Origin of the sequence: Pseudomonas wadenswilerensis (assembly GCF_024749185.1) — a bacterium.
In the GTDB taxonomy this organism is placed as follows: domain Bacteria; phylum Pseudomonadota; class Gammaproteobacteria; order Pseudomonadales; family Pseudomonadaceae; genus Aquipseudomonas; species Aquipseudomonas wadenswilerensis.
Genome location: NZ_CP087191.1, coordinates 5,039,753 through 5,064,138, shown reverse-complemented (window position 1 = coordinate 5,064,138; position 24,386 = coordinate 5,039,753). Strand labels below are relative to the sequence as shown.

At 64.5% G+C, this 24,386-nt stretch carries 21 protein-coding genes; 12 read left to right on the top strand and 9 right to left on the bottom strand.

Annotated elements, in window-relative coordinates:
* Positions 1 to 78 precede the first annotated feature (78 nt).
* Positions 79 to 2,604, top strand: a complete 2,526-nt coding sequence (gene hrpB, locus LOY45_RS23205) for an ATP-dependent helicase HrpB (protein ID WP_258578425.1) — start codon at positions 79 to 81, stop codon at positions 2,602 to 2,604.
* Here hrpB and LOY45_RS23200 read toward each other — a convergent pair whose 3' ends face one another.
* Positions 2,605 to 3,684: an endonuclease/exonuclease/phosphatase family protein gene (locus LOY45_RS23200; protein WP_258578424.1), complete on the bottom strand. Its 1,080-nt coding sequence runs from the start codon at positions 3,682 to 3,684 to the stop codon at positions 2,605 to 2,607.
* 62 nt (positions 3,685 to 3,746) lie between these two features.
* Complete coding sequence (locus LOY45_RS23195) at positions 3,747 to 4,415, bottom strand: YciC family protein (RefSeq protein WP_115085186.1); 669 nt, start codon at positions 4,413 to 4,415, stop codon at positions 3,747 to 3,749.
* Between the two features lie 153 nt (positions 4,416 to 4,568).
* On the opposite strand from LOY45_RS23195, the gene LOY45_RS23190 reads away from it, so the two are divergent.
* The 3 genes from LOY45_RS23190 to LOY45_RS23180 all read left to right on the top strand — a co-directional run bounded on the left by LOY45_RS23190 (position 4,569) and on the right by LOY45_RS23180 (position 6,518).
* On the top strand, positions 4,569 to 5,315 hold the full coding sequence (locus tag LOY45_RS23190) for a DUF2076 domain-containing protein (protein WP_115085187.1): 747 nt from the start codon (positions 4,569 to 4,571) through the stop codon (positions 5,313 to 5,315).
* A 101-nt stretch (positions 5,316 to 5,416) separates the two neighbouring features.
* On the top strand, positions 5,417 to 5,896 hold the full coding sequence (locus LOY45_RS23185; RefSeq protein ID WP_036996945.1) for a LabA-like NYN domain-containing protein: 480 nt from the start codon (positions 5,417 to 5,419) through the stop codon (positions 5,894 to 5,896).
* A gap of 19 nt (positions 5,897 to 5,915) precedes the next feature.
* On the top strand, positions 5,916 to 6,518 hold the full coding sequence (locus LOY45_RS23180; protein WP_258578423.1) for a 3'-5' exonuclease: 603 nt from the start codon (positions 5,916 to 5,918) through the stop codon (positions 6,516 to 6,518).
* On the opposite strand, the gene LOY45_RS23175 is transcribed toward LOY45_RS23180, so the two are convergent.
* Entirely contained in the window at positions 6,515 to 6,973 is a 459-nt protein-coding gene (locus tag LOY45_RS23175; protein ID WP_115085189.1) for an Lrp/AsnC family transcriptional regulator, read from the bottom strand. The genes LOY45_RS23180 and LOY45_RS23175 overlap by 4 nt on opposite strands.
* Before the next feature lie 153 nt (positions 6,974 to 7,126).
* Here LOY45_RS23175 and yedA point away from each other — a divergent pair, with 153 nt between their 5' ends.
* The 3 genes from yedA to LOY45_RS23160 all read left to right on the top strand — a co-directional run bounded on the left by yedA (position 7,127) and on the right by LOY45_RS23160 (position 10,418).
* Positions 7,127 to 8,059, top strand: a complete 933-nt coding sequence (gene yedA / locus LOY45_RS23170) for a drug/metabolite exporter YedA (RefSeq protein ID WP_115085190.1) — start codon at positions 7,127 to 7,129, stop codon at positions 8,057 to 8,059.
* The gene (locus tag LOY45_RS23165) at positions 8,056 to 9,012 is read left to right on the top strand and encodes a hypothetical protein (RefSeq protein ID WP_134061331.1); all 957 of its coding nucleotides are present in this window, start codon (positions 8,056 to 8,058) and stop codon (positions 9,010 to 9,012) included. Before yedA ends, LOY45_RS23165 begins: the two co-directional genes overlap by 4 nt.
* Before the next feature lie 74 nt (positions 9,013 to 9,086).
* Positions 9,087 to 10,418 carry an RNA helicase RhlE1 gene (locus LOY45_RS23160; protein ID WP_115085192.1) on the top strand — a complete coding sequence of 444 codons (1,332 nt, stop codon included), beginning with the start codon at positions 9,087 to 9,089 and terminating at the stop codon, positions 10,416 to 10,418.
* Positions 10,419 to 10,509: 91 nt separating this feature from the next.
* Here LOY45_RS23160 and LOY45_RS23155 read toward each other — a convergent pair whose 3' ends face one another.
* On the bottom strand, positions 10,510 to 11,745 hold the full coding sequence (locus LOY45_RS23155) for a TIGR03862 family flavoprotein (protein WP_258578422.1): 1,236 nt from the start codon (positions 11,743 to 11,745) through the stop codon (positions 10,510 to 10,512).
* Between the two features lie 149 nt (positions 11,746 to 11,894).
* Positions 11,895 to 12,809, bottom strand: coding sequence for a histone deacetylase family protein (locus LOY45_RS23150; protein ID WP_134061333.1), 915 nt, complete (start codon positions 12,807 to 12,809; stop codon positions 11,895 to 11,897).
* Between the two features lie 130 nt (positions 12,810 to 12,939).
* Between LOY45_RS23150 and LOY45_RS23145 the strand changes: the two genes are divergently transcribed.
* The 3 genes from LOY45_RS23145 (at position 12,940) to LOY45_RS23135 (ending at position 15,046) form a co-directional block, all read left to right on the top strand.
* Complete coding sequence (locus tag LOY45_RS23145) at positions 12,940 to 13,509, top strand: GNAT family N-acetyltransferase (RefSeq protein WP_115085194.1); 570 nt, start codon at positions 12,940 to 12,942, stop codon at positions 13,507 to 13,509.
* Between the two features lie 77 nt (positions 13,510 to 13,586).
* Complete coding sequence (gene tesB, locus LOY45_RS23140; RefSeq protein ID WP_115085195.1) at positions 13,587 to 14,456, top strand: acyl-CoA thioesterase II; 870 nt, start codon at positions 13,587 to 13,589, stop codon at positions 14,454 to 14,456.
* The gene (locus tag LOY45_RS23135) at positions 14,453 to 15,046 is read left to right on the top strand and encodes an HAD family hydrolase (RefSeq protein WP_258578421.1); all 594 of its coding nucleotides are present in this window, start codon (positions 14,453 to 14,455) and stop codon (positions 15,044 to 15,046) included. Before tesB ends, LOY45_RS23135 begins: the two co-directional genes overlap by 4 nt.
* Positions 15,047 to 15,129: 83 nt before the next feature.
* Here the strand turns inward: LOY45_RS23135 and LOY45_RS23130 are convergent, their stop codons facing one another.
* The 3 genes from LOY45_RS23130 to LOY45_RS23120 all read right to left on the bottom strand — a co-directional run bounded on the left by LOY45_RS23130 (position 15,130) and on the right by LOY45_RS23120 (position 19,157).
* A complete protein-coding gene (locus LOY45_RS23130; RefSeq protein ID WP_258578420.1) occupies positions 15,130 to 17,601 on the bottom strand; it encodes a TonB-dependent siderophore receptor in 2,472 nt (823 codons plus the stop codon).
* Between the two features lie 106 nt (positions 17,602 to 17,707).
* Positions 17,708 to 18,655, bottom strand: a complete 948-nt coding sequence (locus LOY45_RS23125; protein WP_115085198.1) for a FecR domain-containing protein — start codon at positions 18,653 to 18,655, stop codon at positions 17,708 to 17,710.
* 1 nt (position 18,656) lies between these two features.
* Complete coding sequence (locus tag LOY45_RS23120) at positions 18,657 to 19,157, bottom strand: sigma-70 family RNA polymerase sigma factor (protein WP_115085199.1); 501 nt, start codon at positions 19,155 to 19,157, stop codon at positions 18,657 to 18,659.
* A gap of 140 nt (positions 19,158 to 19,297) precedes the next feature.
* On the opposite strand from LOY45_RS23120, the gene LOY45_RS23115 reads away from it, so the two are divergent.
* Positions 19,298 to 20,308, top strand: a complete 1,011-nt coding sequence (locus LOY45_RS23115; protein WP_258578418.1) for a zinc-dependent alcohol dehydrogenase family protein — start codon at positions 19,298 to 19,300, stop codon at positions 20,306 to 20,308.
* A 9-nt stretch (positions 20,309 to 20,317) separates the two neighbouring features.
* Here LOY45_RS23115 and LOY45_RS23110 read toward each other — a convergent pair whose 3' ends face one another.
* A complete protein-coding gene (locus LOY45_RS23110) occupies positions 20,318 to 21,202 on the bottom strand; it encodes a LysR substrate-binding domain-containing protein (protein WP_115085201.1) in 885 nt (294 codons plus the stop codon).
* A 158-nt stretch (positions 21,203 to 21,360) separates the two neighbouring features.
* On the opposite strand from LOY45_RS23110, the gene ydiJ reads away from it, so the two are divergent.
* Positions 21,361 to 24,381 carry a D-2-hydroxyglutarate dehydrogenase YdiJ gene (ydiJ, locus tag LOY45_RS23105; protein WP_115085202.1) on the top strand — a complete coding sequence of 1,007 codons (3,021 nt, stop codon included), beginning with the start codon at positions 21,361 to 21,363 and terminating at the stop codon, positions 24,379 to 24,381.
* The last annotated feature ends 5 nt before the right edge of the window (positions 24,382 to 24,386 follow it).

The window sequence follows — 24,386 nt, the reverse complement described above, 5'->3', positions numbered from 1 at the left end:
AGCCGGTATCTACAGCTAAGACCATGATAAGGCAGGCTCGGTTCGCCGTTATACTCGGCGGATTGTTTGAGGGCCACCATGAAATCATTACCGATCGATGCCGTACTGCCAGCCTTGCGCGCAGCCTTGAGCCAGCGCCACGAAGCGGTGCTCGAAGCGCCCCCCGGCGCCGGCAAGACCACCCGTGTGCCGCTGGCGCTGCTTGCTGAGCCGTGGCTGGCCGGGCAGCGCATCCTCATGCTCGAACCGCGGCGCCTGGCGGCACGGGCGGCAGCCGAGCGGCTGGCCAGCGAGTTGGGCGAGCAGGTCGGGCAAACGGTCGGTTACCGCATTCGGCTGGACAGCAAGGTCGGCCCGAACACGCGGATCGAGGTGGTTACCGAAGGGATTCTCACCCGTCGTTTGCAAGCCGACCCGGCCCTGGACGGCGTGGGCTTGCTGATCTTCGACGAATTCCACGAACGCAGCCTCGATGCCGACCTGGCCCTGGCCCTGAGCCTCAATGGTCGCGAGTTGTTGCGTGACGAGCCGCCGCTGAAGATCCTGCTGATGTCGGCGACCCTTGAGGGCGAGCGTCTGTCGAGCTTGCTCGACGATGCCCCGGTGGTCAGCAGCGAAGGGCGCATGTACCCGGTCGATGTGCGGTGGGGCCGGCCGTTCCAGCCGGGTGAGTTCATCGAGCCGCGGGTGGTCGATGCGGTGCTGCAGGCCATCGCTGACGAGTCGGGCAGTGTCCTGGTGTTCCTGCCGGGGCAGGCGGAGATTCGCCGGGTGCATCAATCCTTGCAGGAGGCCCTCGGTGATCGCCGCGATATCCTGCTATGCCCATTGCATGGCGAGCTCGACCTCAATGCCCAACGCGCCGCCATCGACACGCCCGCTGCCGGCCTGCGCAAGGTGGTGCTGGCGACCAACATCGCCGAGACCAGCCTGACCATCGACGGCGTGCGCGTGGTGGTCGACGCCGGCCTGGCGCGGGTACCGCGTTTCGACCCGGGTAGTGGCATGACCCGCCTGGACACCCAGCGCATCTCTCGCGCCAGCGCCACCCAGCGCGCCGGCCGTGCCGGACGCCTTGAGCCCGGCGTGTGCTATCGCTTGTGGTCCGAAGCCCAGCATGAGCAACTGGCGGCGTATGGCGCGGCCGAAATCCTCCAGGCCGATCTGGCCGGGCTGGCCCTGCAGCTATCGCGCTGGGGCGTCACCCCCGAACAATTGCGCTGGCTCGACCAGCCGCCTGCTGCCGCGTACGGCCAGGCGCTGGACCTGTTGCGGCGTCTGGGCGCGTTCAAGGCCGACAGTCAGGACAGCCTCAGCGCCCACGGCCAGGCCATGGCCGAATTGCCGGCGCATCCGCGCATCGCCCACTTGCTGCTGCGCGGCCAGGACCTGGGGCTGGCCGACATGGCTTGCGACGTCGCCGCATTGCTCGGTGAACGCGACATTCTGCGCGGCGGCGGTGCTGACCTGCACAGTCGCCTGGCCTTGCTCAGCGGCGAAACCCGCGCAGCCAAAGGCGGGCAGGGCGGCGTGCAGCGCGCCCGGCAACTGGCTCGCCAGTACCGTGGTTATCTGCGTGGCAAAGCCACTTCAGCTGTTGCCGACCCTGACCATTCCCGCTGGCTGGGCGCCTTGCTGGCGCTGGCCTATCCGGACCGGGTCGGCCAACAGCGGCGTGCCGGCGGTGCGGAATATCGGCTGGCTAACGGCCGTGCCGCGCTGTTCGGCGAAGCCGATGCCTTGATGAAACATTCGTGGCTGGTGATTGCCGACCTGGGCAGCCGCCAGGGCCAGCGCGAGGAGCGCATTTATCTCGCCGCCGACTTCGACCCGGCACTGTTCGACGGGGTGCTGGCCGAACAGGTGCGCAGCCTGGATATCCTTGACTGGGACGAACGCGAAAACGTTTTGCGTGCCGAGCGTCAGCGCAAGGTCGGCGAGCTGGTGCTCAGCCGAGAGCCACTGACCGGCCTGGACGAAGACGCCCGCGCAAAGGCCCTGCTGGAACTGGTGCGGCGCAAGGGCCTGGAGCTGCTGTCGTGGACCCCCGAGCTGCGCCAGTGGCAGGCGCGTGTGGCACTGTTGCGCCAGCTCGACCTGGCAACCCTGGGTGAAAGTGAATGGCCGGACCTGAGCGACGCCGCCCTGTTGGCAAGCCTTTCGCACTGGCTGCAACCCTACCTGGGCAAGGTCACCCGTCTGAGCCATTTCGCCCAGCTCGACCTCTCGTCGATCCTGCGCAATCTGTTGCCCTGGCCACTGCCTCAGCGCCTGGATGAACAGGCGCCGGTCCACCTGAGCGTGCCTTCAGGCTCGAACATCCGCCTGGACTACAGCGAAACCCCGCCAATCCTCGCCGTGCGCCTGCAGGAGCTGTTCGGCCTGGCCGAAACCCCACGTATTGCCCAGGGCCGACAGCAAGTCCTGTTGCACCTGCTGTCGCCCGCGCGGCGGCCGGTGCAGGTGACCCAGGATCTGGCCAACTTCTGGCGCAGTACCTATGCCGAGGTGAAGAAGGATCTGAAGGGGCGCTATCCCAAGCACTATTGGCCGGATGACCCGTTGGTAGCCGAGGCCACCGCGCGGGCCAAGCCACGCAAATAGTCAGGGCATCGCAGGCAGCACAAGGCGCGCCGTTACCGGCAGGTGATCGGAAATTTCCAGGGTGTCCTGCTGAATCACCCGTGCCCCCAGACGCTGCAGTTTGGGGCTGTGGAACAGGTAGTCGAGGGTGCGGTCCGGCCCTTGCACATTGCGGTCGTTGGGGTAGTGGGTCAGCCAGGCCGCGCGGTCGGCGCCGCTGGCTTCGGCGTTGCTGGGGATCATCGGGTACTTGTCCCAGAGCAGGTGCAAGTCGCTGTCGGCGCTGTACTGACCGCGCAGTTCGGCCGGCAGGCGCCGGTACTGGCCGAGCGGCAGCAGGTTGAAGTCGCCGCCGATCAACCAGGGGGTGCCCTGGCTTTCGAGCTTGTCGAGCAGCCGCGTTAGCTGTTGCACCTGCTGGCGCTGGATATCGCTGCCCGCCTCGAAGGGGGCGAGGCGGGTGTTGAGTACCGCTAGCTGGCCGCCGTCGCGCAGTGGCAGGTAGCTGGCAAGGATGGCTTGCTGAGGTTGTAGCAAGCGCTGCAGGGTGTTGCTCGCGGTCACTGGCAATTGCGCGCGTTCGGCCTGTTTGATCGGGTAGCGGCTCAGGGTCGCCAGGCTGCGGCCGACGCTGCCGAAAATATGCCAGTCGGGGACGAAATCGGCTTTCCAGTCATAGGCCTGCACCGCGCAGGGGTAGATATCGACCAGGCGCTCACGCAGCAGTGCCAGCTGGTCCTGGTAGTCGCTGGCCTTGGCGTTGTTGTCCAGTTCCTGGAGCAGGACGATGTCCGGCTGCTCGGCGCGGATAACCCGCGCCACTTCATCGAGGTTGAAGGCGAGGTCTTCAGGGGTAGGGCGGGTGTCGTCGCCACGGCCCTGGTCGTACCAGAACACGTAGCGTTTGCCGGCCAGGTACTGCACGTTCCAGGTCATCACCTTGAGCACCTGGCCCGGCACCAGCGTTGCGTTGCCGGCGCGACAACTGACCGGCAGGGTTTCGCGTGGCTCGGGTTGCCAGCTCAGCTGCGTGGCCAGCAGCCACAGCAGGGCGAACAGAACAAGCAGGGTCAGCAGTGCGTTGCGCAGTAGTCGGGTCATCGGCTCGGCTTGGCTTGGCAGGTCACCGCCAAGCATACCCGAGCCGTTCGTCCGCTAACCAGTCAGGATACCGGTGGCTCTGCAACCGGTTCGCTGACCAGCATGTACAGGCGGAACATCACCACGGTGCTGAACAGCTGCAGGAAGCCGTTGGCGCTGTCGAGGGCCAGTTGCACCAGCGCCGAAGGCTCGGGCACCAGCATCATGCTCAGGCCGTCGATCAGCCACAGCGGCGCCAGCACGCCGAGGATGCAACTGAAAATGCGCCAGAAATTACCGGTGCTCAGCTTGAAGCTTTCACGCATGGCTTCGATTGGCGCCAGGCCGCGCAGCACCAGGACGTATTCGGCAAACACCAGATGGATCATCACCCAGATGCCGGGAATGATGAACAGTGCGGCGCCGGCCATGATCAGCAACGAGCTGAGCATCACCATCAGGGCGAACGACGGCCACAGGCGCAAGGCCATGGCCAGCAGGTTGCGCTTGAGCGGGGTGTAGCCGTTGCTGCGGGTGTCGAGGTAGAGGATCAGCGCGGCGCTGTACAACGGGTAGAACAGCAGGCTGACCAGCATGCCGTAGCCTGGCGAGGCATCCTCGCCCAGTTGCTGGTTCAGCAGCTGGGTGCACAGTGCTTCGAGCACCACCAGCGGCAGGCACAGCTGGGCAATGCTCAGCAGGTGACGGCGGAAGAAATACAGGGAGTCGCGCAGAACACTAAGCGGATTCATCGGTCGATATCGCATTGAAAAAAAGCAGGGCGTCACTTTAGCCCAGCCGTAGGCCAACCTGAAGAAAGTTTAATCCCGGCTTGTGTTGAATCTACGGCCCCGGCACCCCATTTTACCCGTACTCGATTTTCCGGTTTTGCAGTGAGGTTGCCCATGAACAGTGAAGAACAAACCCTGATCGACGGCCTGTTCGGTCGGCTCAAGCAAGCCGAGGACCCGGCTGTGCCGCGCGACGCCCAGGCCCAGGCGCGCATCGGCGAACACCTGCAGCAGCAACCCGCGGCGCCTTACTACATGGCCCAGGCGATCCTGGTGCAGGAAGCGGCGCTCAAGCGTCTCGACGAACAGAACAAACAGCTGGAGGCCGAGCTGAAACAGGCCAGGGCCCAGGTTGCAGCGACCGCGCCGAGCAGCGGCGGCGGCTTCTTGTCGAGCATATTCGGCAGTGGCACCCGCGATCCACAGCCGGTACAGAACCCGGCCCCCGCCAGCACTCCCAGCCGTGGCGGCGGTTGGCGCGAACCGTCGCGCCCGTCATTCAACCAACCTGCCCAGCAGCAGGGTTTCAACGCAGCTCCCGCCCAGGCTCCGGCCCGCGGTGGTGCCAGCAGCTTTCTCGGTGGCGCGCTGCAGACTGCCGCTGGCGTGGCCGGCGGGGTGATGCTGGCCCAGGGTATCAGCAGCCTGTTCAACCACCACTCGCAGCCTGAAGAAGTGGTCGAGGTGATCAAGGAAGAACCGGCGCCCGCCAGCGACACGGGCGGCTGGGGCAGCAACGACGAGCAACGCCTGACCGCCGACAATGGCAGCTATGGCAATGACCAGGGCGGCTTCATGGACACCGACTACGGCAATGATGACGGCGGCTTCTTCGGCGGTGACGACGACAGCTTCGTCTGACCGCGCTTACCCGCATGGCTCGCGGGCTGGCATACTGGGCGCCGAAACGGCCCCGGTGTGCGGCGGCCGGTAACAGCGCCGTGGCGCCATGAGGAAAAGCGGTGAAGAAGATCGCGGTATTCGCCGATGTGCAGAACCTCTACTACACCGTGCGCCAGGCCTACGGTTGCCACTTCAACTACGCGGCGCTGTGGGCCGACATCAGCCAGCACGGGCAGATCGTCGAAGCGGTGGCCTACGCCATCGACCGCGGCGACAGCAAGCAGCAGCAGTTTCAACAGATACTGCGCAACCTTGGTTTCACAGTCAAACTCAAACCCTATATCCAGCGCAGCGACGGCTCGGCCAAGGGCGACTGGGACGTGGGCATCACCCTCGATGTGATCGACGCCGCCGCGCGGGTCGATGAGGTGGTGCTGGCTTCCGGCGATGGCGATTTCGACCTGCTGCTCGAGCGGGTCATCAGCCGTCACGGCATTCAGGCCGTCGCCTATGGCGTGCCGGGGCTGACCGCCAATTCACTGATTCGCGCGGCCAGCCGTTATGTGCCCATCGAGGGCAGCCTGCTGCTCAAGCATTAAGATTTCCGAGGTTGTCGTTTTGGAACGTATCGCTGTCATTGACTTTGAAACCACCGGTATTTCACCAGGGGCCGGTTGCCGGGCCACGGAGGTGGCGGTGGTCATGCTGGAGCGCGGGCGCATCGTCGAGCGCTATCAAAGCCTGATGAATGCCGGGGTGCCGGTGCCGGCGTTTGTCGCCGGCTTGACCGGCATCACCACCGCCATGCTGCGCAGTGCGCCACCGATCGCCCGGGTGATGAACGAGGTGGCCGAGTTCGTTGGCGATACGCCGATGCTCGCCCACAACGCCTCGTTCGACCAGAAATTCTGGGACTACGAGCTTTCACAGATCGGCCGTAGCCGCAGCCAGCGGTTCGCCTGTTCGATGTTGCTGGCGCGGCGCCTGATGCCATCGGCGCCTAACCACAAATTGGGCACCCTGACCCGTTGGGCCGGCCTGCCTGACACCGGCACCGCGCACCGGGCCATGGCTGATGCGGAAATGGCCGCCAACCTTGCCCAGCACCTGGTCGGGCAATTGCGCCAGCAGGGCGTCAACGGCGTCTCCCACCAGTTGTTCTGCAGCCTGCAGAAAGTCCCCGCGGCGAAGATCGGCGAAGCGCTGAACAACTATCGCTAGGCCTTCTTGCCGTTGTGCTCCAGGTGGCCCAGCGGCAGGCGCCGCTCCACGGCGCTGGAGAGAATGATCGAAGTCTTGCTGAAGCCGAACTGGGCGATGCGGTTGATCAGTTCCTCCAGTTCCGGCATCGAGGCCACGGCCGCCTGCATGATCACGCAGGGGTCGCCGGTCACCCGGTGGCACTCGGTCAGTTGCGGGATCTGCGTGAGCTCCTCAAAGGTCTGCTGGTTGCCATGGCTGGCCAGGCGCAGCTCGATCACGCACTGGATCGGCAGGCCGATTTTCTCCAGGTCGACCTTGGCCTGATAGCCGGTAATCACCCCGCTGGCCTCAAGCTTGGCCACCCGTTCGGCCACCGCCGGGGCGGAGAGATTGACCTTGCGCGCGAGCTCGGCGAAGGAGGCGCGGCCGTTGTCCAGCAGGGCGCTGAGGAGCATGCGATCGTACTTGTCCATGGGCTTCCAGAGGCTGATTGTCGATTCAAAGGTACGAGACCTGAATAACCGTTGTTTCAAAAGTGTACGGCTCGTTTAAACAGGTTTTGTAACTTATGTTTGCCGTGCTGCCTTTCTAAACTAACCGCCCGACACCCATAATTCGAGCCCCCCATGCCTGCCTCCCGTCGCTTCCCGTTAGTCTTGATCGGCGCCTTTCTCGCCTTGTACCTGGTCTGGGGCTCGACCTACCTGGTGATTCGCATCGGCGTCGAATCCTGGCCGCCGTTACTGATGGCCGGGGTGCGTTTTGTCATTGCCGGTTCTTTGCTCTACGGCTTTTTGCGCTGGCGCGGCGTGCCGGCACCGACCTGGCCGCAATGGCGGGCAGCGGGTGTCATCGGTGTATTGCTGCTCAGCTGTGGCAACGGTGGCGTGACCCTGGCCGAGCACGCTGGCGTGGCCTCTGGTGTGGCCGCGCTGGCGGTGGCCACAGTGCCGCTGTTCACCTTGATGTTCGGCCTGCTCTGGGGCCATCGCAACACTCGCCTGGAATGGGCCGGGATTGTCCTCGGCCTGGTTGGCATCGCCTTGCTCAACCTCGGCTCCAACCTGCAGGCCAGCCCCGTCGGTGCCGCGCTGATCCTGTTTGCCGCCGCCTCCTGGGCCTTCGGCTCGGTATGGAGCAAAAGCCTGCCGCTGCCCCAGGGGCCGATGGCCAGTGCCGCGGAAATGCTCGTTGGTGGCGTGGTCTTGCTGCTCGGCAGCGCGTTGAGCGGCGAACGCATGACCCAGATGCCCACCGCCGCCGGCTGGGGGGCGCTGGCCTACCTGGTGTTCTTTGGCTCGATCCTGGCCTTCAGCGCCTACATGTACCTGCTCAAGCACGTGCGTCCGGCCGCAGCCACCAGCTATGCCTACGTCAACCCGGCAGTGGCGGTGCTGCTGGGGATCGTTTTTGCCGGCGAACAGATCGGTTTCGAGGAATGCGTGGCAATGGCGGTTATCATTGGCGCCGTGGTGTTGATCGGTGTGCCGCAGTGGCGCCGACCGGCAGTTGAAAAGGCCAAACCCGTTGGCGAAGTGGAAGGTGAACTCTGTAAATGAAAGGACGTTTTGCCAGGACGGCAGTGAAAATCGTGGGTTGCGTGGCAGTGGTCGCGGTATGCATGGTCATGTTGCGCGACGACCGAAGCACCTTCATGACCCTGTACTTTCAGGAGTCGGTTACCCGCACCAGCGCCAGCGACGAAATCGACCCGCGCTATGTCCAGGCGCTGCAGCAGATCATCGCTACGCAGCAGATCGATACACAAAAGATCGACCTGGTGCTCGATCCCGACAGCCGGCGGGCACTGCAGCTGCGCTTTGCCGATGATGCCCTGAATGCCAGGCAGCGCCAGGATCTGCGGGCGTTGTTCGAGTCATTCGAGCCCGCTCGTGAAGCGGCCCGGCTCAGTGGTCGGCTGATGGTCGACATGCGCCAGGCGCGAAAGCTGGGCCTGGGTGTTTATGACTTCGGCCCGGCGCCCAGGGAGATCGTCGCACTCGGTGAGGTGTCGCTGCCACTGCACTTCAGTTTTCGCTCTGGAATCGATGTGCAGTTGCGACGCAAAGAGCAGGCGACTGCGCAAAAGCCGCAGGCCGATATGATCTGTGAGGCCAATGCCAGGCTGCAGGCAGCGTTGCCCTTCGAGGTGACCGAGTTCGATGTCAGTGGCAGCGACCTGCGCGGCGAAATGAAGTTGCGCATGGCCAGCGGTGAGCAAGTCCAGGCGCCGGCGCAGCTGTTTTTCGATGATCAGCAGTTGCTCGAACGTCTGGAGATGGGCGGTATGCGGGTACGCATCGACCGCCCGGACACTGTAGACCGTCTGGTGTTCGAGTTCGGCTCGATTGGCACCGTCAGGTATCAGCCTTACATGTACTTCATCCGCAACGACCCCGAGGCATTCGACGCTTGTCGAGCGGTTGCCTACCAGAGCGGCAGGCCCTTTTCGTTCTATCTGGGGGAAGGTGTCGATCGTCTGCTCAAGGTACGCTTTCAACCGCCAGGCTGATACCGACAGGGGCACGCGCCGGGCCTGAACAAGGTAAACTGCCGCCATTGCTGAATTCCCCTGACGGTATTGCCATGACTTTCGCCAAACTCGGCCTGATCGAACCCTTGCTGCGCGCGCTCGAGCGCCTGGACTACAACACCCCGACCCCGGTCCAGGCCCAGGCCATTCCTGCCGTACTGGCCGGCCGCGACCTGATGGCCGCCGCCCAGACCGGCACCGGCAAGACCGCAGGTTTTGCCCTGCCGCTGTTGCAGCGCCTGACCCTGGAAGGGGCCAAGGTCGCCAGCAACTCGGTACGCGCGCTGGTGCTGGTACCGACCCGCGAACTGGCCGAACAGGTACACGCCAACATTCGCGACTACGCCGAGCACCTGCCACTGAGTACCTACGCGGTGTACGGCGGCGTCAGCATCAACCCGCAGATGATGAAGCTGCGCAAGGGTATCGACCTGCTGGTGGCCACCCCCGGCCGTTTGCTCGACCTGTTCCGCCAGAACGCGGTGAAGTTCAACCAGCTGCAGGCGCTGGTGCTCGATGAAGCGGACCGCATGCTCGACCTCGGTTTTGCCGAAGAGCTGCGCGCGGTGTACGCCGCCTTGCCGGCACGCCGGCAAACCCTGCTGTTCTCGGCAACTTTCTCCGACGAGATCCGCCAACTGGCCGCACAAACCCTCAATGATCCGTTGAGCATTGAAGTCAGCCCGCGCAACGTCACCGCCAGCACCGTTAAGCAGTGGATCGTGCCGGTGGACAAGAAGCGCAAGCCTGAGCTGTTCAGCCACCTGATGCGCAAACAGCGCTGGAAGCAGGTGCTGGTGTTTGCCAAAACCCGTAATGGCGTTGACCAGTTGGTCGAGCGCCTGCGTGGCCAGGGTGTCAACGCCGACGGTATCCACGGCGACAAGCCTCAGGCCACTCGCCAGCGTGCACTGGACAGCTTCAAGGCGCGCGAGATCCAGATTCTGGTAGCCACCGATGTGGCGGCGCGCGGGCTGGATATCGACGACCTGCCGCTGGTGGTCAACTTCGACCTGCCGATCGTGGCCGAGGATTACATCCACCGCATCGGCCGTACCGGGCGCAAGGGCAACAGTGGTGAGGCGATTTCGCTGGTGTGTGCCGACGAGGTTCAACTGCTGTCGGCGATTGAAACCCTGACCCGCAAGACCTTGCCGCGCCATGAAGAGCCGGACTTCACTCCGGACCACAAGGTGCCGATGACCGACGCCAATGGCCAGGTGCTGAAGAAGCCGAAAAAGCCGAAGAAGCCCAAGGAGAACAGCAGCAAACGCAGCCTCGGGCGTTGGCTGGACAGCGCTGAAACGCCAGCGGCGGCGCCGCAGGCCAAGCCGGTGCGCAAGGTGCCGACTTTCAACACCGGGCCGCGCAAGCGCAAGCCTTGAGTACGCCATCGCGGGTCAAGCCCGCTCCTACAGAGGGCAGCGATAACCTGTGGGAGCCGGACTTGCCGGCGATGGAAGGCGAAGCCTTCCCTTAGGCCTTGAGCCACTCCAGCAACCCCAACCCCGCCTTGCGCCCACTGGCAAAACAGGCCGTCAGCAGATAGCCGCCCGTCGGCGCCTCCCAGTCGAGCATCTCGCCGGCACAGAACACGCCGGGCATCTGCTTGAGCATCAAGCGTTCATCCAGCGCTTCGAAGGTCACCCCACCGGCACTGCTGATCGCTTCATCCAGCGGGCGAGGGCGCACCAGGGTGACCGGCAAGGCCTTGATCGCTTGCGCCAGCAACGCCGGGTCGGCAAAGGTCTGCTGATCGGTCTGCTCGCGCAACAGCGCTGCCTTGACCCCGTCCAGCCCCAGTTGACTGTGCAGATGCTTGGCCATCGAGCGTGAACCCCGCGGCTTGGCCAGGGCCTGCTGGATTTTATCCACAGGCCGGTTGGGCAGCAGGTCGATCAGCACCCTGGCGCTGCCATCGCGGTTGATCGCCTCGCGAATCTGCGCCGACCAGGCGTATACCAGGCTGCCTTCCAGCCCTTGTGCGGTGAGCACGCACTCACCCAGGCGCGGTGCATGGCCCTCAAGGCTCAGGGCGATATTCTTCAGCGGCGCGCCGGCAAACTTGTCCTTGAGCACAGCGCTCCAGCCCTCGACCTCGAAACCACTGTTGGCCGCCTGCAACGGCGCAATCTGCACGCCTTGCGCTTGCAGCCAGGGCAGCCAGGCTGCATCCGAGCCCAACCGCGCCCAGCTGCCGCCGCCCAGCGCCAGCACGGTGGCCGTCGGCTTGAGCGCCAGTTCGCCCTGTGGATAAGCGATCCGCAAGGCTCCTTCGGCGTTCCAGCCCAGCCAGCGATGGCGGGTGTGGATAACTACTCCGGCGTCGCGCAGGCGCTTGAGCCAGGCGCGTAGCAGCGGCGCGGCTTTCATGTCGCGGGGGAAGACCCGGCCGGAACTGCCGACGAAGGTTTCGATACCCAGGTCGTGAATCCACTGGCGCAGCACATCGGCATCGAAGCCTTCGAGCAGGCGGGCAACTTCATCCGTACGTTCGGCATAGCGGGCGATGAACGCCGGGTAAGGCTCGGAATGGGTGATGTTCATGCCACCGACCCCGGCCAGGAGGAACTTGCGGCCCACCGAGGGCATGGCGTCGTACAGCTCGACGGCGACCCCGGCCTGGCTCAGCACTTCGGCGGCCATCAACCCGGCCGGCCCGCCTCCGATAATGGCAACGTGTGGGCGGTCGGTGGGGCGGGTGTCGGTCATGGTCGGCTGCAAGCTGGGAAAAAGAGCCGGCATTCTACCTTAGCGGGCCGCCCGGAAACACTGATCAAAAAATGAACAGCAGCCTCAAGGCCAGGTAGTTAAAGGGCTTGAGGGGGTTTCCAGCAGGTTATCCACAGGCGGTTCCACAGTCATTGTGAGTAACCCAGCACGCGGCTGGCGCTGTGGTGCAGTATCCCGTGACGGCGGGCGAGGGCCTCGCGGTCCTTGCTGTAGCCTCCGCCAATCACGCCGACCACCGGGATGTCACGCCCCAGGCAGTGGCGCAGCACGCTTTCGTCACGCGCGGCGACGCCTTCATCGGTGAGTTGCAGATACCCCAGGGCGTCGTCCTTGTGCACGTCGACGCCGGCGTCGTACAGCACCAGGTCAGGGCGATACAGCGGCAGCAGGTAGTTGAGCGCGTCATCCACCACCTTCAGGTAAGCCTGGTCACCCATGCCGCGCGGCAGCGGAATGTCCCAGTCGCTTTCAGCCTTGCGCGCCGGGAAGTTCTGCTCGCAATGCAGCGACACGGTGATGGCATCCGCGGTGTCGTGGAGGATGCGCGCGGTACCGTCGCCCTGGTGCACGTCGCAATCGAAGATCAGCACCTTGTGCACCCGCCCGGCTTCCAGCAGGTAATGGCTGATCACTGCCAGGTCATTGAAGATGCAGAAACCGGCCGGGTGATCGTAATGGGCATGATGGGTACCTCCCGCCAAATGGCAGGCGATGCCGTGCTCCAGCGCCTGCTCGGCGGCCAGCAGCGAGCCGCCGACCGCACGCACGGTACGCCGCGCCAGGGCTTCGCTCCAGGGCAGGCCGAGGCGGCGCTGGTCTTCACGCGACAGCTCGCCATGCATGTAGCGCTCGATGTAGGCGCGGTCGTGGGCCAGGGCGAGGATATCGTTGGGGCAGATTTCCGGGCGTAGCAGCGCCGCATCCGTGGTCAGGCCGCTGGCGACCAGGTGATCGCGCAACAGGCGGAACTTGTCCATCGGAAAGCGGTGCTCGGCGGGGAACGCCGGGCTGTAGTCGTCGTGATAGATCAGCGGCAGGGGCATGGCAGGGTCTTGGTCAGAGCAGGAATCGATCTTGCCAGCTCCTTGCCTTGTTGTGCTACCAGCACTGAAGCGCCAGCAGCCGATGAACAGCCTACGCTGTAAACTGCAGGCTGTGGATAAGGAGCCGAGCATGACCCCGATACTGCAACTTGAAAGCGCGCGGCTGCAGTTGCGCCAATGGCAGGATGACGACCTCGCCGAGTTCGCCGCCATGTGCGCCGACCCTATGGTCATGCGCTACTTTCCTGCGCCGTTGACCCGGGTCGAGAGCGCCGCGCTGATCGGCCGGATCCGCGGTCACTTCAATGAATACGGTTATGGCCTATGGGCCCTGGAACGCAAGGATACCGGCGCTTTCATCGGCATGACCGGCCTGCTCAATGTAAGTTTTGACGCCGACTTCGCCCCAGCGGTGGAGATCGGCTGGCGCCTGGCCCGGCGTCACTGGGGGCTGGGGTTTGCCAGTGAAGCAGCCTGGACCAGCCTGCGCTGCGCCTTCGCTCAACTGGGCCTGGAGCAGGTGGTGTCGTTCACCACGCAAAGCAACCTGGCGTCGCAGAAAGTCATGCAGGCCATCGGCATGCAGCAGGACCTGGCAGGTAGCTTCGAACACCCCAAGCTAGAGCCTGGCCACCCCCTGCGCCCGCACGTGCTGTACCGCATCGACCGCGCCCAGTGGCAAGCTACCCTGCGCGGCTGAATTGCAGAACATACGGGCTGGCAATGACAAACCCTGTATTATTTGCAGCAGTTGCGCATTGCCTTGGAGAATCTTGAATGAGCCACGTGTTGGACGATCTGGTTGACCTGTTGAGCCTGGAATCGATCGAGGAAAACCTGTTCCGCGGGCGAAGCCAGGACCTGGGCTTTCGGCAGCTGTACGGTGGACAGGTACTGGGCCAGTCGCTGTCGGCGGCCAGCCAGACGGTCGAAGAGGCGCGTCATGTGCACTCGCTGCACGGTTACTTCCTGCGCCCGGGCGATGCCAGCATGCCGGTGGTCTATTCGGTCGACCGCGTGCGCGATGGCGGCAGTTTCAGCACCCGGCGGGTGACCGCGATCCAGAAGGGCAAGACCATCTTCACCTGCAGCGCCTCGTTCCAGTACGACGAAGAAGGTTTCGAGCACCAGAGCCAGATGCCCAATGTGGTCGGCCCGGAGAACCTGCCGTCGGAAGTCGAGCTGGCCAAGGGCATGGCCGATCGCCTGCCTGAAGCCATCCGCGACAAGATGCTCTGCGCCAAGCCGATCGAAATGCGCCCGGTGACCGCCGAGGACCCGTTCAACCCCAAGCCGGGCGAGCCGGTGAAGTACGTCTGGTTCCGCGCCGATGGTAACCTGCCGGATGTGCCGGCGCTGCACAAGTACATGCTCGCCTACGCCTCGGACTTCGGCCTGCTGACCACTTCGCTGCTGCCCCATGGCAAATCGGTGTGGCAGAAAGACATGCAGATTGCCAGCCTCGACCACGCGCTGTGGTTCCACGGCAACCTGCGCGCCGACCAGTGGCTGCTGTACGCCATGGACAGCCCATGGGCCGGTAATGCCCGTGGTTTTGCCCGCGGCAACATCTACAACCAGGCCGGGCATCTAGTGGCCTCGTCGTGCCAGGAAGGCCTGATTCGTCATCGCAAGGATTGGCAATGAGCCTGCAGCAGATTCGCCACTGGGTGTTCGACATGGACGGTACCCTGACCGTCGCCGTGCACGATTTTGCGGCGATCAAGGAGGCGCTGGAGATTCCGCAGACGCACGATATCCTTACCCACCTGGCGGCTTTGCCGGCCGCCGAGGCCGCGGCCAAGCACGCCTGGCTGCTGGAACATGAGCGTGAGCTGGCGATCGGCTCGCGCCCGGCTACCGGCGCCGTGGAGCTGGTCCGCGACCTGGCGGCGCGCGGTTGTCGGTTGGGCATCCTCACCCGCAATGCCCGTGAGCTGGCGCATATCACCCTGGAGGCCATCGGCCTGGCTGACTGCTTTGCCGTCGAGCACATCGTCGGTCGCGATGAAGCACCGCCCAAACCACACCCGGGTGGCTTGTTGAAGCTGGCCGAAGCCTGGGACGTGGCGCCGACCGAGATGGTCATGGTCGGCGATTATCGCTTTGACCTGGATTGCGGCCGGGCGGCGGGGGCGCGGACGATTCTGGTCAACCTGCCGGACAATCCCTGGCCGGAACTGGCCGACTGGCATGCGGCGGATTGTCGGGCGCTGCAGTTGATGCTCGACCAATAGCTGGCAAGGCCGGCTCCCACAGGTGGGCTGCACGCGGTCCTTGTGGGAGCTGGCTCGCCAGCGATGAGGCCCTCACACCTTACTCAGAACTCCCAGCGCGTGGTCAGCATCACATTGCGCGGATCACCGTAGTAGGTGGTATCGAAGTTGCCCAGCCCGCTCAGGTAGCGCTTGTCGAACACGTTGTTGGCATTGACTGTGAAGCTCAACTGTTCGTTGTACTGGTAGCGGGTCATCAGGTCGACCAGGGTGTAGCCGCCTTGCTTGATGAAGGTGTAGTCGTTCACCGAGCGATTGTAGATCTTGCCGTAGAACGCGCTCTGCCAGTTGATTCCCCCGCCCACGGTCACTTTATCCAGCACCCCCGGCAAACGGTAGGTGGTGAACATCCGCACCAGGTGCTCAGGCTTGCTGGTGCTCATCGGGAAGCCATAGATGCGCTGCTCGTCGGCATCGCGCGAGCGTGCGTAGGTGTAGCCTGCCGAGAGGTTCCAGCCTTCCTGCAGTTCGCCGGCGATTTCCAGCTCGATGCCCTGGGTGGTGGCGCCACTGGTGGCCTTGTAGATGCCCTCGTTGGTCGCAGGGTTGGTGCCGATCGAGTCTGCGACGTTGTCCTGCTCGATGCGGAACAGCGCCAGGCTGGCGTTGAGCTTGCCGTCGAAGTAGGCCGCCTTGAGGCCGGTTTCGTAGCTGTCGCCTTCGACCGGATCAAGGGTCGCGCCATTGCTGTCCTTGTTGCTCTGTGGCTGGTAGATCGAGGTGTAGCTGGCGTACACCGAGTAGGTGTCGTCGAGGTCATAGACGACACCGGCGTACGGGGTGACCACGCCATGTTGCTTGTAGCCGGACTGGCTGTCCTGGAAGGTCGGGTTGAGGCCGTCGTAGTCGTAGTTGTCGTCGTACTTGAAGGTGCTGACCCGGGTGCCGAGTATCACCGAGAGGTCGTCCGTCGGATGCAGGCGGGTAGCGATGTAGGCGCCGTTCTGGCTCTTTTTCTGTTCGTACTTGCCGTTTTTCGGGAAGTCCGGCACGCCGATGTGGCCGTCCCAGTCAAAGATGCTGCCGGGCACCATGGCAAACTCGCTGGTGTCCCAGGTGGCGCCAGTCTGGCGCGAATGGTTGGTGTCCAGACCGACGACCAGGTCATGCTGGCGACCGAACAGGGTGAACGGGCCCGAGAGGTTGAGGTCGGCGCTGTTCTGCACCCGATGGCCTTCCCAGCGGCCCCAGAAGAACGACATGCCATCGCCATTGCGATCCGGCGCACCGCCACTGGCCGAGGCCAGGCGGGTGTCGTGGTCGCTTTGCAGCTGGTTGACGGTGAGTTTGAGCGACCAGTCGTTGGCCAGCGCCTGCTCCAGCGAGGCGAAGTAGGTACGGTTCTGGAAGTCGCGGCGGCTCCAGTCGGCGCCCGGGTTGAACGAGCGTGAGAAGTCCGTGCGGCCGCCGTCGGTGTAATACACCGGGTTACCGGTCCAGGAGCTGCCACGCGGGGTGGTGGTCTGCTGGTCGATGCCGACGGTCAGCAGGGTGTCCGGGGTGATGTCGGCTTCGAGGATGCCGTAGTACACCTCTTTGCTCTGCTGGTAGTGGTCCTGGTAGCCCTTCTTGTCCTGCTGGGCGCTGACGAAGCGCCCGCGCACGCTGCCGCTGCTGTTGATCGGGCCGGAGACATCGACTTCGCCACGGTAGTTATCCCAGCTGCCGGCACTGCCGGTCAGCGAACCCTGGAACTGCGCGGTCGGTTTTTTGCGGATCAGGTTGACCGTGGCCGACGGGTCGCCGGAGCCGGTCATCAGGCCGGTGGCGCCCTTGAGCACTTCCACCCGGTCGTAGATGGCCATGTCGACGTGGGCGGTGCCTTCGCCATACACACCGTCATACACGGTGTTGACGCCGTCGTACTGGTAGTTGGTGATCACCAGGCCGCGGCTGGTGAACTCGGTGCGGTCGCTGTCATAGGTTTGCGCCGACACGCCGGGGGTGTTGCGCAGTACATCGGAAATGCTCTGGGCGCCCTGGTCGTCCATCTGCTGGCGGGTGACCACGGTGATGGTTTGCGGTGTTTCGCGGATCGACAGCGGCAGCTTGGTCGCGGTACGGGTCGCCGCCGTGGTGTAGGAATGGGTGCCCTCGGTGGTTTCACCCAGACCCTGGGCGTTGATGCTGGTGGCGCCCAGTTCCATCGCTGCGCCGGTGTTGGCCGGCACCAATACGTAGCCGCCGTTGGACTGACGCTGAGCCTGCAGGCCGGTACCGCTGAGCAGACGGGCCAGGCCTTCTTCCACCGAATAGTTGCCCTGCAGGCCGGCCGACTGCTGGCCCTGAGTCTGGCGGGCATCGAACGACAGGGTAATGTTGGCGCGGGTGGCGAACAGGCTCAGAGTGGTGCCCAGCGGGCCCGGGGCGATCTGGAATTGCGTGCTGGCGCTCTGCGCCATGGCCTGGGCAGGCAGCAGCGCGAGCAGCGGCAAAGGCGCCAGGGTCAGGCCGAACAGCGCCAGGTGGACAGCGCGAACCAGAGGGCGGGGTGCGCGCGGACAAGTCGGGGTCATGCAGGATTTCCTTCGATTGGCTGGGCAGAGGGGCGGTCGAAATTTGCCGCTTTAACTGCGTAGCCGAATGAGAATGAAAATCGGCAACCCTTTGTGCGAAATTTCTTCAGACTGCTTCAATGCTGACCCAGTAGCGGGTCATGTAACGCACCCTGACCGGCAACGACACGCCAAGGTTTTCCAGGACGGTGTCGGTGTCGTCGATACGAAAGGCGCCGGACAGGCGCAGGTCGGCAATGCTCTCGGCACAGCGCAGCACGCCGGGGCGGTAGCGGCGCAGTTCACTGATGAAGTCGCCCAGGCGCCATTCGATCACGGTCAGCATGCCCTGGGTCCAGGCTCCGGTGCCGGGCAGGGCGGTGCTGGCGGCAGCAATCTGCGTGCGGTCGAAGCTGACGCTTTGTCCGGTCTCCAGGCGCAGCATCAGCAGCGGCTGGTCGAGCGGGCGTACTTCAACCGCATGCTCGAGCACGCTGACGCGGCTCAGGCCGTTGTCGCTACGGACGTTGAAGCGCGTGCCCAGGGCGCGCACCCGGCCTTCGGCCGTTTCGACAATGAACGGGCGAGCCGCACTATCGCGTGCGGTCTGCACCATGATTTCACCGCTGTAAAGGCGCAGCAGGCGTTGCTGGCCGTCGTAGCGGATATCCACAGCGCTGTCGGTGTTGAGTTCGAGCTGGCTGCCGTCGGCGAGGCGTACCTGGCGGCGCTGGCCCTTGCCGGTGCGCAACTCGGCCATCCAGGCCTGGCCCGGGGTGCTTTCCCGTACGGCCCAGCCGGTTGCACCGACGGCCATGAGCAGGGCCAGGGTCTTGAGTACGGCGCGGCGCCGGGCGCGCACACCGGCCAGGGCCGGCAGGGCGACATCGGCCGGCAGTCGTCCCAACTGACGCTGCAGCTTTTCTACCCGCGCCCAGGCCTGGGCATGGGCCTGGCTCTTGCCCAGCCAGTCTTGCCAGGCCTGTAACTGCGCATCGCTGGGCGGCGCGGCGTTGAGCTGCACGTACCAGGTGGCGGCAGCTTCGAGGGTGCGATAGTCCAGCGGCTGGGCCATGTCAGTCGTCCGTCAGTAGCAGGCAGTGGGTCATGGCGCGGATCAGGTGCTTCTTCACCGTGGTCACCGACACTCCCAGGCGCTCAGCGGTGGCCACATAGCTCAGGCCTTCGAGCTGCACGGCCAGGAAAATATTGCGCGTGCGCTCGCCCAGGCCATCGAGCATCTGGTCCACGGCCAGCAAGGTTTCGAGGATCAGCAAGCGGCTTTCCGGCGATTCGGCGACCCGCTCCGGGCGCAACGCCAGTTCGTCCAGGTAGGCCTGTTCGAGCGCTTTGCGGCGGAACTTGTCGATCATCAGCGCATGGGCAATGGCGCCCAGGTAGCTGCGCGGCTCGCGAATGGTGTCTGCATTGCGCGCGTTCAAAACCCGGATAAAGGTGTCCTGGGCCAGGTCGGCGGCATCGCTGGCATTGCCCAGGCGGGCGCGCAGCCAGTTCTTCAACCAACCGTTATGTTCGCTGTAGAGCGCGTGCAGGGCAGCATGATCGGGAGCGGGCATGGTGAGGCAATATCGAGTAATTGATAATTAGTCGCATTATTGTGGTTTGCTGGCGCACTATGCAAGCGCTCGTGCTTGACCTGGGGCAGGGGCAGGCAAAGACTGGTCAGCTATTTGCCCAATCGACTCAGGAGGTTTCCATGACCAGCAGGGCCATTATCGTCCAGACCGGCGGTGGTTACGACAAGGTGCAGGTAGGCACCCGCGAGGCTGCGGCGCCGCAAGCCGGCGAAATCAGCGTGCGCCTGCACGCCAACTCGCTCAACTATCACGACTTCGCCGTGGTCAGCGGCATGTGGGGGCCGACTGCGCCGCGTATCCCCATGGCCGACGGCGCCGGTGTGGTGACCGCAGTGGGTGCTGGCGTGAGCGAGTTCGCCGTGGGCGATTCGGTGGTCAGCACCTTCTTCCCAGACTGGCTGGACGGCCAGCCGTTGGTCGAAGGTTTCGCCAGCGTACCGGGCGACGGCATCGATGGTTACGCCCGCGAACAGGTGACTGCCCGCGCAACCTCTTTTACCCATGCGCCCAAGGGCTACAGCCACGCCGAAGCGGCGACCCTGACCACCGCCGGCCTCACCGCCTGGCGCGCACTGATGGCCGATGACTCGCTCAAGCCAGGCGATACCGTGCTGGTGCAAGGTACTGGTGGCGTGTCGATTTTCGCCCTGCAGTTCGCCAAGCTGGCCGGTGCCACGGTGATCGCCACGTCCTCCAGCGACGACAAGCTCGAACGCCTCAAGGCCCTCGGCGCCGACCACCTGATCAACTACCGCAAGACTCCGGCCTGGGGCGAGAAGGTGCGCCAGCTCACCGCCAACCGCGGTGTCGATCACGTGATCGAAGTCGGTGGCCCGGCGACCCTCGAGCAATCAATGATCGCTGCGCGTATCGGCGGGCATGTGTCGCTGATCGGTATTCTGACCGGCGTGGCGGGCAACCTGCCGCTGGTCCAGGCCCTGGTACGGCAGATTCGCCTGCAAGGCGTGCTGGTGGGCAGCCGTGCCCAGCAGCAGGCGATGGTCCGCGCCATCGATGCCAATGGCTTGCTCCCGGTCGTGGACAAGACCTTCGACCTGGAGCAGATCGTCGAAGCCTTCCGCTATCAGGAAAGCAACCAGCACTTCGGCAAGATCTGCCTGAGCATCTGAGCCAGCGCCTCAGATCTGCCCCAGCAACCAGCCGCGAAATGCCATCAGCGATGGCAGCGACTGGTTGCGTGGCGGGTAGATCAGGTAATAGCTGCGCTGGCTGGCAAACGGTGCACCGGCACTGACCAGTTCACCGCTGGCCAGCTCGTCGGCCACCAGGATGCGCGGTACCAGGCCGATGCCGATGCCGGCGCGCACTGCCTGGATCAGGTGCGAAGTCAGCTCGAAGCTGGGCCCCAGGCGCATGCTGCGGTGCGCCAGGCCATGGTGGGAAAACCATTCGCCCCAGGCGTTGGGGTTGTTGGCCACGTTGAGCAGCAACTGCTCATGCAGGCGCGGCGGTGACCAGTCGGCCTGGCCGGCGGCGGTGTCCGGCGAGAGGATCACCAGCAACTCTTCGGCATGCAGGCGATGACAGACCAGCCCCGGTACGTCGGCATTACCGACGACGATGGCGGCGTCGATGCCGCTGGTTTCAAAATCGATGGCTTCGATGCGTGAATTGATGTGCACCAGCATGCCCGGGTGCAGCTTGTAGAACTCATGCAGGCGCGGCAGCAGCCATTTGGAGCCGAAGGTCGGCAGGGTCGCCAGGCGCAGGCTGCCTTCGCCAGACTGGTAAGCCATGGCCTGCAAAGTAGCACTGCGGATCCGCCCGAGGGCTTCGCTCATCTCCCGCTGATACAGCCGACCGACATCAGTCAGGCGCACCTGGCGGCCTTCGCGGCGGAACAGGGTCAGGCCCAGTTGCTGCTCCAGCGCCTGCACCTGGCGGCTCACCGCGCTCTGGGTCAGCGACAGCTCGGTGGCGGCGCGGGTGTAGCTTTCATGCCGGGCGGCGGCTTCGAAAGCCAGCAGCAATGACATGGACGGCGTTAGATGGCGGTAATTCATTCGTAAAAGTCATCGATAGCGGCAGAAATATCCAGTTGTCCGCGGCGGCACGCTCCGGGATCATTGGCATATCAGTGTCTTGAGGCTGACCTAATTATGCTCAGCCAGCAAGTGTTCCGATATCCCGTGATTAGCCAAATTAAAGAGGCCATCCTTTGATGATCGCCCAGTTGCCGACCAGCGCCCCTGCTGCCGACTATTCCGATTTCCTCGCCGCCCTGCGTGCCAACGGTTTCCGTGGCCAGATTAGCGCCGACTATGCCACCCGCACGGTGCTCGCCACCGATAACTCGATCTACCAGCGCCTGCCACAAGCGGCGGTGTTCCCGCTGGATGCCGAGGACGTCGCCCGGGTTGCCGCGCTGATGGCCGAACCGCGCTTTCGCCAGGTCAAGCTCACCCCCCGTGGTGGCGGCACCGGTACCAACGGCCAGTCGCTGACCGACGGCATCGTCGTCGACCTGTCGCGGCACATGAACAACATCCTCGAGATCAACGTCGAGGAGCGTTGGGTGCGGGTCCAGGCCGGGGTGGTCAAGGACCAGCTCAACGCCGCGCTCAAGCCCCACGGCTTGTTCTTCGCCCCGGAGCTGTCGACCTCCAACCGCGCCACCGTCGGCGGCATGATCAACACCGACGCCAGCGGCCAGGGCAGCTGCACCTACGGCAAGACCCGCGATCACGTGCTTGAACTGCACAGTGTGCTGCTCGGCGGCGAGCGCCTGCACAGCCTGCCCATCGATGACCAGGCGCTGGAGCAGGCTTGCGCGCAACCAGGCCGCAGCGGTGAGGTGTACCGCATGGCCCGGCAGATCCAGGAAACCCAGGCCGAGCTGATCGAGACCATCTTCCCCAAGCTCAACCGCTGCCTGACCGGTTACGACCTGGCGCACCTGCGCGACGAGCAGGGCCGCTTCAACCTTAACAGTGTGCTGTGCGGCGCCGAAGGCTCGCTGGGCTACGTGGTCGAGGCCAAGCTCAACGTGCTGCCGATTCCGAAGTACGCTGTGCTGGTCAACGTGCGTTACAGCAGCTTCATGGACGCCCTGCGCGACGCCAATGCGCTGATGGCGCACAAGCCGCTGTCGATCGAGACGGTGGACTCCAAGGTACTGATGCTGGCGATGAAGGACATCGTCTGGCACAGCGTCGCCGAGTACTTCCCCGCCGAAGCCGAGCGCCCGACCCTGGGCATCAACCTGGTGGAGTTCTGCGGTGATGATCCGGCTGAAGTGAACGCGCGGGTGCAGGCGTTTGTCGCCCACCTGCAGGCTGACACCGGCGTCGAGCGTCTGGGCCACACCCTGGCCGAAGGCGCCGAGGCGGTGACCCGGGTCTACACCATGCGCAAGCGTTCGGTAGGCCTGCTTGGCAACGTCGACGGCGAAGTGCGTCCGCAACCGTTCGTTGAAGACACCGCCGTACCGCCAGAGCAGTTGGCCGACTACATCGCCGACTTCCGCGCATTGCTCGACAGCTACGGCCTGGCCTATGGCATGTTCGGTCATGTCGACGCCGGCGTGTTGCACGTACGCCCGGCGCTGGACATGAAAGACCCGGCCCAGGCTGCACTGGTCAAGCCGATTTCCGATGCCGTGGCGGCACTGACCCAGCGTTATGGCGGCCTGCTCTGGGGGGAGCATGGCAAGGGCCTGCGTTCGGAATACGTGCCGGATTTCTTCGGTGAACTGTACCCGGCACTGCAGTCGCTCAAGGGCGCGTTCGACCCCTACAACCAGCTCAACCCCGGCAAGATCTGCACCCCGCCCGATAGCGAGCAGGGCCTGATCAAGGTCAACGAAGCGCCAATGCGCGGTGATTTTGACCGGCAGATCGATGAGCGGGTCTGGCAAAGCTTTGGCAGCGCCGTGCACTGCAACGGCAACGGCGCCTGCTACAACTTCGACCCCAACGACGCCATGTGCCCATCGTGGAAGGCCACCCGTGAGCGCCAGCATTCGCCCAAGGGCCGCGCCTCGCTGATCCGTGAATGGTTGCGCCTGCAGGGTGCGGCCAGCATCGATGTATTGGCGGCGGCAAAGAACAAGACTTCGTGGCTCAAGGAGCTGCCCAAACGCCTGCGCAACAACCAGGCACGCTCCCGTGGCGAAGCCGATTTCTCCCACGAAGTCTACGAAGCCATGGCCGGCTGCCTGGCGTGCAAATCCTGCGCGGGGCAGTGCCCGATCAAGGTCAACGTGCCGGAGTTTCGCTCGCGCTTCCTGGAGCTGTACCACGGTCGCTATCAGCGCCCGCTGCGTGACTACCTGATCGGCTCGCTGGAGTTCAGCATTCCCTACATGGCCTATGCGCCAGGGTTGTACAACGCGGTGATGGGGTCGAAGTGGGTCAGCCGCCTGCTCGAGCGCCATGTCGGCATGCTCGACAGCCCGCTGATCAGCCGCTACAACCTGCAGAACACCCTGACCCGTTGCAACGTCCGCGCGGCCAGCGTACCGGCGCTGCGCGAACTGACCCCGGCCCAGCGTGAGCGCAGCATCGTGCTGGTCCAGGATGCGTTCACCCGCTACTTCGAAACACCGCTGCTGGCGTCGTTTATCGAGCTGGCCCACCGTCTTGGCCACAAGGTGTTCCTCGCGCCCTACAGCGCCAACGGCAAACCCTTGCATGTTCAGGGCTTCCTTGGCGCCTTTGCCAAGGCGGCGATTCGCAACGCCAACCAGCTCAAGGCCCTGGCCGATTGCGGCGTGCCACTGGTCGGCCTCGACCCGGCCATGACCCTGGTGTACCGCCAGGAGTACCAGAAGGTCGAAGGCCTGAGCGACTGCCCGAAGGTGCTGCTGCCGCAGGAATGGTTGATCGACGTGCTGCCCGAACAGGCCGCGGGCGTCGGCGAAACCTTCCGTCTGCTGGCCCACTGCACCGAGAAAACCAACGTGCCGGCCAGTACCCGCCAGTGGGAGCAGGTATTTGCGCGACTGGGGCTGAAACTGCTCACCGAAGCGACCGGTTGCTGCGGCATGTCCGGCACCTATGGCCACGAAGCGCGCAACCAGGACACCTCGCGAACCATTTTCGAGCAATCCTGGGCCGGCAAGCTGGGTAAACAGGGGGAGGCGTTGGCGACCGGCTATTCATGCCGCAGCCAGGTCAAGCGCTTGGCAGACCGCCAGTTGCGTCATCCGCTGGAGGTGCTGCTGCAGTACGCCAAGGGCTGATGCCC

What these genes read in the sequence shown, in the direction of transcription:
- yedA (WP_115085190.1), top strand. Translation starts at nt 7,127, where the DNA reads ATGCCTGCCTCCCGTCGCTTCCCGTTAGTCTTGATCGGCGCCTTTCTC.
- LOY45_RS23110 (WP_115085201.1), bottom strand. Translation starts at nt 21,202, where the DNA reads ATGAATTACCGCCATCTAACGCCGTCCATGTCATTGCTGCTGGCTTTC.
- hrpB (WP_258578425.1), top strand. Translation starts at nt 79, where the DNA reads ATGAAATCATTACCGATCGATGCCGTACTGCCAGCCTTGCGCGCAGCC.
- LOY45_RS23145 (WP_115085194.1), top strand. Translation starts at nt 12,940, where the DNA reads ATGACCCCGATACTGCAACTTGAAAGCGCGCGGCTGCAGTTGCGCCAA.
- LOY45_RS23195 (WP_115085186.1), bottom strand. Translation starts at nt 4,415, where the DNA reads ATGAATCCGCTTAGTGTTCTGCGCGACTCCCTGTATTTCTTCCGCCGT.
- LOY45_RS23115 (WP_258578418.1), top strand. Translation starts at nt 19,298, where the DNA reads ATGACCAGCAGGGCCATTATCGTCCAGACCGGCGGTGGTTACGACAAG.
- ydiJ (WP_115085202.1), top strand. Translation starts at nt 21,361, where the DNA reads ATGATCGCCCAGTTGCCGACCAGCGCCCCTGCTGCCGACTATTCCGAT.
- LOY45_RS23165 (WP_134061331.1), top strand. Translation starts at nt 8,056, where the DNA reads ATGAAAGGACGTTTTGCCAGGACGGCAGTGAAAATCGTGGGTTGCGTG.
- LOY45_RS23120 (WP_115085199.1), bottom strand. Translation starts at nt 19,157, where the DNA reads ATGCCCGCTCCCGATCATGCTGCCCTGCACGCGCTCTACAGCGAACAT.
- LOY45_RS23135 (WP_258578421.1), top strand. Translation starts at nt 14,453, where the DNA reads ATGAGCCTGCAGCAGATTCGCCACTGGGTGTTCGACATGGACGGTACC.
- LOY45_RS23130 (WP_258578420.1), bottom strand. Translation starts at nt 17,601, where the DNA reads ATGACCCCGACTTGTCCGCGCGCACCCCGCCCTCTGGTTCGCGCTGTC.
- LOY45_RS23125 (WP_115085198.1), bottom strand. Translation starts at nt 18,655, where the DNA reads ATGGCCCAGCCGCTGGACTATCGCACCCTCGAAGCTGCCGCCACCTGG.
- LOY45_RS23200 (WP_258578424.1), bottom strand. Translation starts at nt 3,684, where the DNA reads ATGACCCGACTACTGCGCAACGCACTGCTGACCCTGCTTGTTCTGTTC.
- LOY45_RS23190 (WP_115085187.1), top strand. Translation starts at nt 4,569, where the DNA reads ATGAACAGTGAAGAACAAACCCTGATCGACGGCCTGTTCGGTCGGCTC.
- LOY45_RS23155 (WP_258578422.1), bottom strand. Translation starts at nt 11,745, where the DNA reads ATGACCGACACCCGCCCCACCGACCGCCCACACGTTGCCATTATCGGA.
- LOY45_RS23175 (WP_115085189.1), bottom strand. Translation starts at nt 6,973, where the DNA reads ATGGACAAGTACGATCGCATGCTCCTCAGCGCCCTGCTGGACAACGGC.
- LOY45_RS23150 (WP_134061333.1), bottom strand. Translation starts at nt 12,809, where the DNA reads ATGCCCCTGCCGCTGATCTATCACGACGACTACAGCCCGGCGTTCCCC.
- tesB (WP_115085195.1), top strand. Translation starts at nt 13,587, where the DNA reads ATGAGCCACGTGTTGGACGATCTGGTTGACCTGTTGAGCCTGGAATCG.
- LOY45_RS23160 (WP_115085192.1), top strand. Translation starts at nt 9,087, where the DNA reads ATGACTTTCGCCAAACTCGGCCTGATCGAACCCTTGCTGCGCGCGCTC.